The organism is Geodermatophilus sp. URMC 64 (genome assembly GCF_053502555.1).
The window spans coordinates 1,707,114-1,718,224 of record NZ_CP199955.1 but is presented as its reverse complement, the minus strand read 5'-3'; the positions used below and the strand labels follow the sequence as shown (position 1 = coordinate 1,718,224).

Here is an 11,111-nt window from a genome sequence, read left to right as displayed (position 1 = left end):
TCGGAGCGTGATGGCGAGGACGCCCCAGCCCGGTCCGCACCCAGGGTCATCCAGTGCCGAGATGTCCCGCCGCATGGGGAGCGTGAGGAAGCGCGACAACGGGCCTGAGATGGCAGTGCGCCGTCTGCTGCATGCGGCAGGGCTTCGCTACCGCGTTGCTTGGCCGGTCCCAGGTCAGCGACGCCGCACGATCGACATCGCCTTCACGCGTGCGCGTGTGGCCGTCTTCATCGACGGTTGCTTCTGGCACGGGTGTCCGGTTCATGGGACGTCGCCCACAGCGAACGCGGCGTGGTGGGTCGACAAGATCGCCACGAACCAGGCACGGGATGCCGACGTGACGGCCCAGCTGGACGCCATGGGCTGGACCGTGATGCGGTTCTGGGAGCACGAGCTCCCCAGCGACGTCGTCACGCGGATCGTCGCTGTCCTTGGGGCCGCACAGCCGCTCAGGGCGCAGTGAGCTCCACGTGCTCGTCCAGGGCGGCCATGAAGTCGGCCGAGTAGCGCAGGCTGCTGCGCCGGAGCCGGTCACGAAAGCCCTTCGTCGCCCTGTGCGAGAGGGGCTCGCTCCCGTATCGGTCCAGAACGGTCACCAGGTGAGCGTTCTCGCCACTGGGCCGGCGGGGCCATTCGGAGGCATCGACGTTCCACGCCTTCCCTCCGGCACCACAGGCGGCCCGTGGCCATGAATCGCCCGGAGCGCGTGGAGACTTGTCGCAGCCGTCCACACTGTCGGTACCGCCGAGCGTCCGTAGTCCCTCGCCTATCCAGGTAGCAACGGGCACGCTGACTGCATTGCCGACCAGCTTCCAACGATCACGCGCAGGCGCAGCGGACGTCCAGCCGGCTGGGAATCCCTGCAGCACCTCGGCCGCCTCGATTGAAGGACGGACGATGCGCCGTCCCGGCACGTGTCCTGGCACCCAAGCCGCCGGCGGGCTCGGAATGCTGACAGTGGTCGAGCCCTTCAGTGTCGGCAGAGCGTCGATGGCCCATCCCACACCGCGATTTCCCTCGGTCGAATAGAAGCCGTAGGCGCTGCCACGCCACGCGCCGCGTGCCGCTCCATCCGCCTCCTCCGAGGGGTCATCCTCCCGGAAGAGCACAGCAGCAGGGTCGTGCACGGCCGAGGCCAACAGGTACACACGCTTGCGTCGCTGTGGCAGCCCGAAGGCTCGCGAGTCGATGGTGCGGTACGCCCAGTTGTAGCCCGCGGCGTCAAGTTTGCAGGTGATCTCCTGGATCGCACTGCCACGACCGAGCCGAAGCATGTTTGGGACGTTCTCGATCAGCACCCAGTCCGGGTTTGATCGCTCCAGCAGGTAGAGGATGCGACGGATCAGCCCGGATGCACTGCCATCGAGCCCGGACGTCCGTCCCGCTTGCGAGAGGTCGGTGCATGGGAACCCTGCCGTGACGATCGCGGCGCCATCTAGATTGCGCAGCTCCATGACATCCCCGTGGAGCTTTGCCTCGGACAGCTGATGCGCGAGCACCGACCGTGCTGGCTCCCAACGCTCGTACAACTCGACCGGACCCAGGAGCCCACCCTCGCGAAGACCCAGCTCGAAACCTCCGATCCCTGCGAACAGTCCCAGGATCGGTCCCTCGTGCACGAGCCCGAGCATGGCAGACGTCGAGAGTGCGGCGGCGGGGCAGGTGCGCCCGAGGAGCCGCCTGCGCCCGCTGCGTCGACACGCCACAAGAGCGACGTGATTGCCGCCGGCCCCGCGCAGATGCACGCTCAGTGCGTGAGCAATGCGCTCCCCGAGGAGCACGTGAGGGCGGCCGCACTCGCCTGGCTGAGTCAGGTGACTCTGGACGGGACCGTGCCCGTGACCCGCGCCCAGCTGCGGGATGACTTCCATGTCGGCGGAACCCGCTTTCCCTTGGTGGACGCCGGTCGGGGGATCCGAAAACCGCGGGGGTGGTCGGCCGCGTTGAGCATCCTGACCGCAGCGCCGGAGGGCGCCGCCTGGCGTCCGTACGACGACTCCGAGGGGCCTGACGGTTTACATCGCTACAAGCTGAGACGCGACGAGCGCGGCGCGGCGGAGAACGAAGGCCTTCGCGCAGCTATGGCTCGACAAGCACCGTTGATGTGGTTCTACGGCGTCCGACAGGGAATCTTCCAGGCCATCTTCCCCGTCTACCTTATCGGCGAGGAGCCGGAACAGTCGCAGTTCGTGATGGCCCTTACTGAGGAACAACGACAGGTGAAGCCGGGCAGCCGGGTCGAGGAAGCGCTGCGCCAGTACCTGATGACCATGACACGACGTCGCCTCCACCAGCCACTGTTCGCCAGTCAGGTCATGGTCGCCTACGAGACGCGCTGCGCCGTCTGTTCGCTCAACCACCGCGAGCTACTCGACGCCGCGCACATCATCCCGGATTCACAGCCGAACGGTGACTCTGTCATCACCAACGGGCTCGCGCTCTGCAAGCTCCACCATGCCGCTTACGACCGCAACATTCTCGGGATCCGGCCCGACTATACGGTCGAGATCCACCAGCGCCTCTTGAACGAGATCGATGGCCCGATGTTGCAGCATGGCCTGCAGGGGCACCACGGCCACCCATTGATGAAGTTGCCCTCAGCAAGAAGGGATCGGCCCGACACCGATCGACTCATGGAGCGGTACCAGCTCTTCCGTGCTGCGTGAGACAGGGCCCAGCAGGTGCGGCCAGGCGGGCCGCTGTGCCCCGCTTGGCCTGTGGGCTCTCGCGACGTCAGACCTGCGCCTCCGCGCTCGTAGCGTTGACGCCCAGACGCTGCTGCAGCCGCTCCCGGAGACGGGCCTTCCTAGCTTCGTAGAACGACATGAAATCCGGAATCGTATCTGGGAGCACCTGGAGATCGTTTTGCTCGATATATGCCGCTCGCTGCTCGTCTGACACGAAGGCTTTGGTCAGCCACTCGGTCGGCAAGACGGCCTGCTTCTCAACGTTAGCCTGCCCTTGCAGGAGCTGCAGATTCGGGAGCCGATCCACCGCGTTGATGAAGCCGTCGAGGTCCTGAGCCGGGACACCAGCGGCCAACAGCCTCTTTTGAGTGAATAGAGACCGCGGGAAGACATGGTCCTCGTGGAACACCTTGCTCAGGTCGAGGCCGGGATACAGTATCGCAAGGACTGGGAATGTGCGCTGACCCCCATACTTCAGCTCCAGGAGCTCATCGATCTCGGTCGCTTCGAACTCGAGCGACTTCCCGATCGCTGCCATCTCGGATTGGACGAGCTCGACGGGGAATTCAGCGCCGTCGTGGGAATCGATGGCCTGACGGATGCGCGTCAAGGTCGTGTCTAGCCCGGATCCCCAGATCCCTCGCTTCATGAGCGACCGGTTGACCCACTTCTGCAGCCGCATACGGTCCGCAGCACTCGCGGTCGAATCGAGGTACGAGTCGTCGAGCCCCTTGGAGGCCAGGAAGTACGCGATCGGGATGACGACACTGTGAGCGGTCAAGCTCCGGGTGGAGAGCCCGAACCGGCTAAGCAACGTCGCCGCCCGGATCAGGGCCTTCCGTGTCGTCTCCCAGGCAGACTCCACCTTCTTCATGTTGTCACTGGTAAAGTTGGTCACTCGGAATTGCAGATTGACGCCAGCTACCATGAGCGCGGTTTTCAGCACGACATCCTTCGAGAAGGCAAACTCTCGAGAGCCGCCACTGTTGAGTTCCTGGACAAGAGCACGCACCTCTTCACGCGCATCAAGGTTCTGCCATTGGTTCGTGGCCATCGACAACAGCAGATCGGAGTAAGAGAGGACCGTGCCACCGCTGTTGACCCGGACGAAGATGTCCAGGACCTTGTCCGCGTCCTGCGATCCCTCCAGGTAGTAGTTGATCGGCTTCATCACGCGAATGGCCTCATACAGGGCGTACAAGCGCTGGTAGGCGCCTGTCTGGTTGAGATCGACACCTCTGTCAGCCAGGGCCTGGACCAGCGCGGGCCCTGAGTCCTTGAGGTGTAGGATATCGCCGACACGAAACCACTTGGCAGGCTGTTCCGCCTGGGGCTGCGCATCCGCCTCGGTCAAGAATCTCAAGTCGAAGCGAAGTGACAGCTCTTCGTGGTTCGGATCCTCCAAGAGGTTGAGGTACAGCCGCTTCTTGGGGAACGCATCGGGGCTGTTCCACCAGGCGTACTTCTTCTTCTCCGCATGACTCCCATAGATAGCGATATTCAGCGACGTCAGACGCTGCTGCCCATCGAGGATCGCCGTGGTCGGAGATCCGCTCGGCACCGTCGCCTTGGTTGCGTACGGATGATCGCGCTCGTGGTAGTCAGTCAGGAAGTCGTAGAAGACGTATTGACTAGCGGTGTCTGCATGCACGTCCCAGAGCAGGAATGAACCGATCGGATAGCCACGCATGAGGCTGTCGACAAGACGCCTGATCTGATCCTGATCCCAAACGAACTCTCGCTGGATCGCCGGGAGCAAGTATCGCTTTTCGTGAATCCCAGCAAGGATGTCCTGCACGGTCACTGGCGTCTGGAAGGCCACCGTTCCCCCGTTTCAACGAAGCAGTGAACGGCAGGCTATGGCTTGTGACCCAGGATCGCGAGCACGGCCGCGGCGCCAGGCGGGGCCTCCGGGCCGGTCTCAGCTGGAGGGGCGGCGCATCGACCACATCTGCGCCGGGCGCTCGAACTGGGTGGCGATCTCCCAACTGACCGGCGTCGCCGTCTCCTTGCGGAAGTTGCCGACGGCTACTCGCGCCAGCTCCGGGTCGGCCGCCACGCGAGTAGCCAGCTCCAGCGCCCGATCCTCCACCGCGGCGTCGTCCACCGACTCCCACGCCAGCCCCAGCTCGACGGCCTTGTCGCCATTGATTTCCTCGCCGAACAGGGCCATCGCCGCGGCCGCTTCGCGGCCGATCAACCGCGAGAGGATCAGGAAGTGCCCGCCGCCCGGATGCAGCCCTCGCTTGAGGAAGCCGCAGATCAGCCGGGCGTCGCGCGCGATGATCCGCAGGTCGGTGGCCAGCAGCATGTTCATCCCGGCGCCTACTGCTGATCCCCGCACCGCCGCGATCGTCGGCACCTTCACCTGGCCCAGCCGGTAGAAGGAGTCGTAGATCGCCGACATGCCCTCGTAGTTCGAGGCCTCGGCCGGGTCGCGGCCGGCGTCGGTCAGCGTCTTGATGTCCCCGCCGGCACAGAACGACCTCCCGACAGCGCGCACGACCAGCGCTCCGACGTCCTCCCGCCCGTCGACCTCGTCGAAGGCCGCCATCAGCTCGCGCGCCATCGCCGGCGTCAGCGCGTTGCGCCGGTCCGGCGCGTTCAGCGTCACGACGGCCACCGCGCCGTCGTAGTCAAGCAGCACCTCACCGGAGCCAGCAGCCACGAGTCACCCCTTCGACCAGGCGGCCGACTCCCCTGTCGGCCCACGCCTCTCCCGGCATCAGACCACGCTCCCACCGAGCCCTCCGCACGGGGCACACAGCCCGCACCGGACACCCTTGCGCCGCCTCCCGTCCACCTGATCGAGTGGCCGTCGTCACACCAGCCAGCAGAGGGACCGCAGTGAACCTCACCCAGGGACTCCACCGCGCCGTCCAGCAGAAGCCGAACGGGATCGCCACCATCTGCGGCGGCCGCACCAGGACGAACAGGGAATCCGTCGGCCGCATCGCCCGGCTGGCCGGCGCCCTGCAGGACCTCGGCATCGAGGACGGCGAGCGCGCCGCGATCCTGTCCCTCAACTCCGACCGTTACCACGAGTTCCTCGGCGCCACCCTGTGGGCCGGCGGCGTCGTCGTCCCGGTCAATCTGCGCTGGAGCGTCCCGGAGATCGCCGAGTCCCTCGCCGAGGTCGACGCCCCCGTCCTCGTCGTCGACGACGCCTTTGCCGGTCACGTCGACGGCATCCGGGCGGCCGACGCCAGGATCGAGCACGTCGTCCATGCCGGCGACGGCCCCACCCCCGACGGCATGGAGTCCTTCGAGGAGCTCATCGCGACCAGCGAGCCCATCGAGGACGAGCGCCGCGGAGGCGACGACCTGGCCGCCGTCTTCTACACCGGCGGCACCACCGGCCGGTCCAAGGGCGTCATGCTCAGCCACGCCAACCTGCTGACGTCGAGCATCGGCACGCTGGCCACCGAGCACTTCCTCAGCCCGGACGGCGTCTACCTGCACGCCGCCCCGATGTTCCACCTCGCCGACCTCGCGGCCTGGACGGCACAGGTGCTCCGCGGCGGCACACACGTCATGATCCCGATGTTCGAGCCGGTCGCCGTCATGACCGCGGTCAGCGAGCACCAGGTCACCGACGCCCTGCTGGTGCCGACGATGATCCAGCTACTGGTCGACCACCCGCGGATCGACGAGTTCGACCTGACCAGCATCCGGCGGATCAGCTACGGTGCCTCGCCCATGTCCGAGGGCGTGCTCGGCCGCGCGCTCAAGGCGCTGCCCAACGCGCAGTTCACCCAGCTCTACGGCATGACCGAGCTCTCCCCCGCCGCCACCGGCAACTTCCCCGCCGACCACGAGGACCCCCGGCGCCGCCGCGCCGCCGGCCGCGCCCTGCCGCACAACGAGGTGCGCATCGTCGGTCCGGACGACGTCGAGCTCCCCCGCGGCCAGGTCGGCGAGATCGTCGTCCGCGGCGGGAACGTGATGCTCGGCTACTGGAACCGGCCTGCGGAGACCGCGGAGGCGCTGCGCGGCGGCTGGATGCACACCGGCGACGGTGGCTACATGGACGACGACGGCTACGTCTACATCTCCGACCGCATCAAGGACATGATCATCACCGGCGGGGAGAACGTGTACTCCGTCGAGGTGGAGAACGTGCTCGCCCAGCATCCGGCCGTTGCCACCTGCGCGGTCATCGGCGTGCCCGACGAGACCTGGGGCGAGCGGGTGCACGCCGTCGTCGTCCCAGCCACCGGTGCCACCGTCACCCTCGAGGACCTGCGCGCGTTCTGCGCCGAGCGCATCGCCGGCTACAAGACCCCGCGGTCCTTGGAGATCGTCGACGGCCTACCGCTGTCGGCCGCCGGGAAGGTGCTCAAGCGCGAGCTGCGCAAGCCGTACTGGGAGGGACAGGAGCGTGCTGTCCACTAGAAGCAGCAACGGCCCGTCCTCCCCGGAAGGAGGACGGGCCGCTACCAGTTCGCGAGCTCAGCTGGCGTTGCAGCTGACGACCGCGTACTGACCGGTCGACGTCTGCTCGGCGACGACCTCACCGTCAACGGTGATGCGGCAGGTGATCGTCGTGCCGTCGGCGGCGCTGCCGTCGAGCACCGGGTTCATCTGGCCGGTCAGCGTGAACGACTTCACCCAAGTGTCCTCGACCTCCAGCTCCTGGCTCCACGGCGCCGTCACGCTGTTGGCCTGGGACTGGCCGATGTTGCCGTTCGTCAGCGTCGCGTAGGTGGCCGACACGGACGGAGCGTCGGACTCCAGCGTGTAGACGACCTTCACCTTGCCGGCCGCAGCACCGTTGCTCGAGGAGCTACTGCCCGAGGAGCTGCTGCCACCGCCCCCACCGGCGGTCGTGGCGATGATCGCCACGACGACGATGACGGCGAGCCAGAACCACCACCGCGCGAAAATCGACTTCTTCTTCTTGAGCTCGTAGCCCTCGGGCACGACGGGCGGCTGCTGCGTCGTAGTCATTGTGGGATCCCCCTGTGTCTTGGAACTTCCGTCTGCACGGACGGTAAGCACGCCAATACGAGGTTGCTTGGAGCTTGCTGTGAGAGCGCCGCGCGTCGCGCTGCTTGCGCCTCACTGCCGACACGGCTCCGCTCCGGCATCAGGACTCTCCCCTTATCTCAACTCGATGCCTGCACCGCTCCCGCCACGGAGGGGTCAGCACGCACCAGCTGGCGGGATCGCCGGCTCCAAGACGCCGCAGCCCATGGAGATCGTCGAGGTCGGTTGGCCAGCCGGAGTCGGCAATTTGCAGCGCCAGCTCCCGATATCTGCAAGGGTCGCCACCTTCGACACTGAGGTCAGTCTCTGTTTGAGGAGCGCCGGTTCGTTCGCGCCGGTGACCAGCGGCTCGACGGGCATCGAGGTGGCTACCATGGACGCCGAGAATGTGGCTACCGGAGGCTGAGATGAACTGGGTCGGCATCAAGGAGCTGCGCGACGGCCTCAGCCGGTACCTCGCCCAGGTCCGCGCGGGGCACACCATCACGGTCACCGATCACGGCCGCCCTGTGGCGCGGATCGTCCCCGCGGAGGGGCCGACCGCGTTGGAGCGGCTCATCGCCGAGGGACTCGTGCAGCCGGCGCGGGAACGGACCGGCTCCGCACCGACGCCCGTCAAGGCCTCCGGCCCCGTGACGGAGCTGGTCGACGATCAGCGCAGGTGATCGCCTACTTCGACACGTCCGCGATCATCCCGCTGCTCGTCGACGACGAGCCGGGGGCCGAGGCGGTCCTCGCCGTCTGGCTGAGCGCGGAGTCCGTCGTCTCTGCCCGGATCCTGTTCGCCGAGGCGGCCGCCGCCCTCGCGCGGGCGGCGCGACTGGGACGCCTGGAACCGGAGGCGCTCGACCTCGCCCTCGCCGGACTCGATTCCGTCTGGTCCCAGCTGGACATCGTCGAGATCGACGACTCCCTCGTCCGCACCGCCGGTTCGCTCGCGCGGACGCACTCCTTCCGGGGTTACGACGCGGTGCACTGTGCAGCGGCTCTGCGACTCGCCGATCCGACCACCGTGGCGCTGGCCGGCGATCAGCAGCTGCTCGCCGCCTGGCGGACCGAGGGGCTGCAGGTGGTCAACACACGAACTTGACGCGGGAGCTCCGGCGCGGACGGGCAGCGCGGCGTCCGCCATCGGAGTAGGACGGCGGCATGGAGACGTGGGACGCCGTCCGGGCACGCCGCAACGTGCGCCAGTACACCGACCAGCCGATCCCCGGCGACGACCTCGAGCGCATCCTCGAGGCCGGCCGGCGGTCACCGTCGTCGTCGAACTGGCAGCCGTGGCACTTCGTCGTCGTCACCGACCGGGACCAGCTCGCCGACCTGGCCAAGGTGTGGCAGGGCGCCGGGCACATCCCCGGCTCGGCCGCGACGGTCGCGCTCGTCGCGCAGCAGCCGGAGGACGACCGGACCCGCCAGCGGATCGCCTACGACTTCGGCCAGGCGACCGCCTTCATGATGATCACCGCGACCGACCTCGGCATCGGCTCCGGCCACTCGGCGGTCGCCGACCAGGAGCAGGCGCGGCGGGTGCTCGGTTTCCCCGACGGCTACTTCTGCGCCTACCTCATCGGCTTCGGCTACCCGGCGGACCGGCCACTTCGCCCGGTGCAGATGCCCGACCGCCGTCCGTTCGACGACGTCGTCCACTGGGGCCGCTGGTAGTCGGAGGACGACGACCTCGGCCGAATGTCCGCAGGGGAGGACGGACCTCCCGTGACGCGGATCTGCGCGCTTCAGGCCTTCTTCGCCCGGACCGCCAGCGCGGCCGCCCCGTAGGCCAGCGAGCTCAAGACCGCCCGCATCGTGGTCCTGCCGCCCGCGCTGCGGGCCGTCGCGAGCGCGGTCACCGAGTCCACCAGGTTCATCGCGGCCACCGCGGCTAGGCCGCGGTCGGCCTCCTCGTCGGTCTTCGCGGTCAGCGTCAGGGCGGAGATGACCAGCGCCCGGCTGCCGAAGAGCCGCTGCAGCTGCAGCCCGGCCGGCGTGACCGGCACTCCGTACGCACCGGCCACCGCCTTCGGCGCCACCACGCTCAGCAACCCGAACGCCGCGCCTGCGGCGCCGAGTGCCCTCGCCATCGACTGCTTCGACATCCCTGCGGCGGCATTGGCCATGACAACTCCCGGGTACCGGCGGCGGACAGCGGGCCTGACCGTCGCGCGCGAGTCAACCACCCCGCATCCCGACGAAGCGAGCGCGGGCATAGCGTCCCCGCCATGGCGATCGACCCCCGCGGTGCAGACCTCAAACGCTTCCTCCAGGAGGACCCCGGCGGTCCCGTCGTCATGCTCAACCTGCTGCGCTTCGCCGACGGCGGCCGCGAGTCCTACGACCGGTACGCGGCCGCTCTCTCCGAGACATTCCTCCCGCGGTACGGCGGGGAGGTCCTCTACGCCGGGGATGGCGGCACCCCGCTCGTCGCCGAGCAGGGCCAGGACTGGGACGCCGTCCTGCTCGTCCGCTACCCCTCCCGGGAAGCGTTCAGCCGCATGGTCGCAGACCCCGAATACCAGCAGGTCACTCACCTGCGCACCCAGGCACTGACCGAGGCGGTGCTGCAGCCCACCACCGCCTGGTAGGCCGACCGTGCCACCCGACGCGGAGGTCGCGCACCGCCCCACCAGGTGGGGTGTCATGCGCAGCCGGACGGTGGGCGAGCCGCGGGCCGGTGTCCCCGAGGTGGTCGCCGTCCCCGGACTGGCCGTGGCCAACTACCTGATGCCGGCCGTCACCGCACTCGCCGGATGGACCCGGGCGCACCTGGTGGAGCTGCCCGGCTTCTCCGGCAGCGGCGAGCCGCCGCACCCGATGGACGTCCCCCAGTTCGCCGATGCCCTCGACCAGTGGCTGACCGGCAGCGGGCTCGACCGGGTCGTGCTGGTCGGACACTCGTCCGGCACCCAGGTGGTGGCGCAGGTCGCCGCCGGCGGGGCGCCGTCCGTACGGGCCGTCGTCCTCGCCAGCCCCACGATGGACCCGCAGTTCCGCAGCACGCGGCGGATCCTGCTCGCCTGGCGGCGCAACCATGCACTCGAACCGCCCACCCTCGACGTCGAGCACACGCCCGAGCGGCAGCGGGCCGGGCTGCGCCGGGTGCGGCACGCGCTGAGGGCGCACCTGGCCGACCGGCTCGAGGACGTCGTCCCGCGGATCGCCGTCCCCGTGCTCGTGCTCCACGGCGAGCAGGACCTGATCTGCACCGAGGCGTGGGCCCGGGAGCTCAGCGAGCTGGCGCCCGACGGCCGGTTCCGCGCTGTGCCCGGCGCGCACAGCTTCGTGTGGACAACGCCGGACGCCTGGTCCGAGCCCATCGAGGAACTCAGCCGGCACCTCGGTTGACGCGGCGCAGGCCCCGCGCCGACGGGCCGGAGGCCCCTGTTCCGGTACATCGTCGGGCAGGACGCTGGGCCGACCACCGAACCGGGAGGTCGC

At 68.4% G+C, this 11,111-nt stretch carries 14 protein-coding genes; 9 read left to right on the top strand and 5 right to left on the bottom strand.

Annotation, left to right across the window (positions count from 1 at the left end):
- Positions 1-10: 10 nt before the first annotated feature.
- Positions 11-463, top strand: a complete 453-nt coding sequence (locus ACWIYF_RS08535) for a very short patch repair endonuclease (protein WP_448627693.1) — start codon at positions 11-13, stop codon at positions 461-463.
- Here the strand turns inward: ACWIYF_RS08535 and ACWIYF_RS08530 are convergent.
- On the bottom strand, positions 450-1,619 hold the full coding sequence (locus ACWIYF_RS08530) for a DNA cytosine methyltransferase (RefSeq protein WP_448627692.1): 1,170 nt from the start codon (positions 1,617-1,619) through the stop codon (positions 450-452). The two genes, ACWIYF_RS08535 and ACWIYF_RS08530, sit on opposite strands and share 14 nt — an antisense overlap.
- A 135-nt stretch (positions 1,620-1,754) precedes the next feature.
- Between ACWIYF_RS08530 and ACWIYF_RS08525 the strand changes: the two genes are divergently transcribed.
- Positions 1,755-2,666, top strand: a complete 912-nt coding sequence (locus tag ACWIYF_RS08525; RefSeq protein WP_448627691.1) for an HNH endonuclease — start codon at positions 1,755-1,757, stop codon at positions 2,664-2,666.
- Positions 2,667-2,733: 67 nt separating this feature from the next.
- On the opposite strand, the gene ACWIYF_RS08520 is transcribed toward ACWIYF_RS08525, so the two are convergent.
- Together ACWIYF_RS08520 and ACWIYF_RS08515 are read right to left on the bottom strand one after the other, a co-directional pair.
- Positions 2,734-4,509: a DUF262 domain-containing protein gene (locus tag ACWIYF_RS08520; RefSeq protein WP_448627690.1), complete on the bottom strand. Its 1,776-nt coding sequence runs from the start codon at positions 4,507-4,509 to the stop codon at positions 2,734-2,736.
- A gap of 99 nt (positions 4,510-4,608) precedes the next feature.
- On the bottom strand, positions 4,609-5,355 hold the full coding sequence (locus ACWIYF_RS08515; protein WP_448627689.1) for an enoyl-CoA hydratase-related protein: 747 nt from the start codon (positions 5,353-5,355) through the stop codon (positions 4,609-4,611).
- A 179-nt stretch (positions 5,356-5,534) separates the two neighbouring features.
- Here ACWIYF_RS08515 and ACWIYF_RS08510 point away from each other — a divergent pair, with 179 nt between their 5' ends.
- A complete protein-coding gene (locus ACWIYF_RS08510; RefSeq protein ID WP_448627688.1) occupies positions 5,535-7,082 on the top strand; it encodes a long-chain-fatty-acid--CoA ligase in 1,548 nt (515 codons plus the stop codon).
- 57 nt (positions 7,083-7,139) lie between these two features.
- Here ACWIYF_RS08510 and ACWIYF_RS08505 read toward each other — a convergent pair whose 3' ends face one another.
- Positions 7,140-7,637: an MmpS family transport accessory protein gene (locus tag ACWIYF_RS08505; RefSeq protein ID WP_448627687.1), complete on the bottom strand. Its 498-nt coding sequence runs from the start codon at positions 7,635-7,637 to the stop codon at positions 7,140-7,142.
- Positions 7,638-7,881: 244 nt separating this feature from the next.
- Here ACWIYF_RS08505 and ACWIYF_RS08500 point away from each other — a divergent pair, with 244 nt between their 5' ends.
- The 4 genes from ACWIYF_RS08500 to ACWIYF_RS08485 are packed head-to-tail and all read left to right on the top strand — an operon-like array spanning position 7,882 to position 9,341.
- Positions 7,882-8,082: a hypothetical protein gene (locus ACWIYF_RS08500; RefSeq protein ID WP_448627686.1), complete on the top strand. Its 201-nt coding sequence runs from the start codon at positions 7,882-7,884 to the stop codon at positions 8,080-8,082.
- 1 nt (position 8,083) lies between these two features.
- On the top strand, positions 8,084-8,341 hold the full coding sequence (locus ACWIYF_RS08495) for a type II toxin-antitoxin system Phd/YefM family antitoxin (protein WP_448627685.1): 258 nt from the start codon (positions 8,084-8,086) through the stop codon (positions 8,339-8,341).
- A complete protein-coding gene (locus ACWIYF_RS08490) occupies positions 8,338-8,766 on the top strand; it encodes a type II toxin-antitoxin system VapC family toxin (protein ID WP_448627684.1) in 429 nt (142 codons plus the stop codon). The genes ACWIYF_RS08495 and ACWIYF_RS08490 overlap by 4 nt, the downstream gene beginning before the upstream one ends.
- 59 nt (positions 8,767-8,825) lie before the next feature.
- Positions 8,826-9,341, top strand: coding sequence for a nitroreductase family protein (locus ACWIYF_RS08485; protein WP_448627683.1), 516 nt, complete (start codon positions 8,826-8,828; stop codon positions 9,339-9,341).
- 71 nt (positions 9,342-9,412) lie between these two features.
- On the opposite strand, the gene ACWIYF_RS08480 is transcribed toward ACWIYF_RS08485, so the two are convergent.
- Positions 9,413-9,793, bottom strand: coding sequence for a hypothetical protein (locus tag ACWIYF_RS08480; RefSeq protein WP_448627682.1), 381 nt, complete (start codon positions 9,791-9,793; stop codon positions 9,413-9,415).
- Positions 9,794-9,895: 102 nt separating this feature from the next.
- Here ACWIYF_RS08480 and ACWIYF_RS08475 point away from each other — a divergent pair, with 102 nt between their 5' ends.
- Positions 9,896-10,258 (top strand): DUF1330 domain-containing protein, encoded by a 363-nt coding sequence (locus ACWIYF_RS08475; RefSeq protein WP_448627681.1) that lies wholly within the window; start codon positions 9,896-9,898, stop codon positions 10,256-10,258.
- Between the two features lie 55 nt (positions 10,259-10,313).
- Complete coding sequence (locus ACWIYF_RS08470) at positions 10,314-11,018, top strand: alpha/beta fold hydrolase (RefSeq protein WP_448627680.1); 705 nt, start codon at positions 10,314-10,316, stop codon at positions 11,016-11,018.
- The last annotated feature ends 93 nt before the right edge of the window (positions 11,019-11,111 follow it).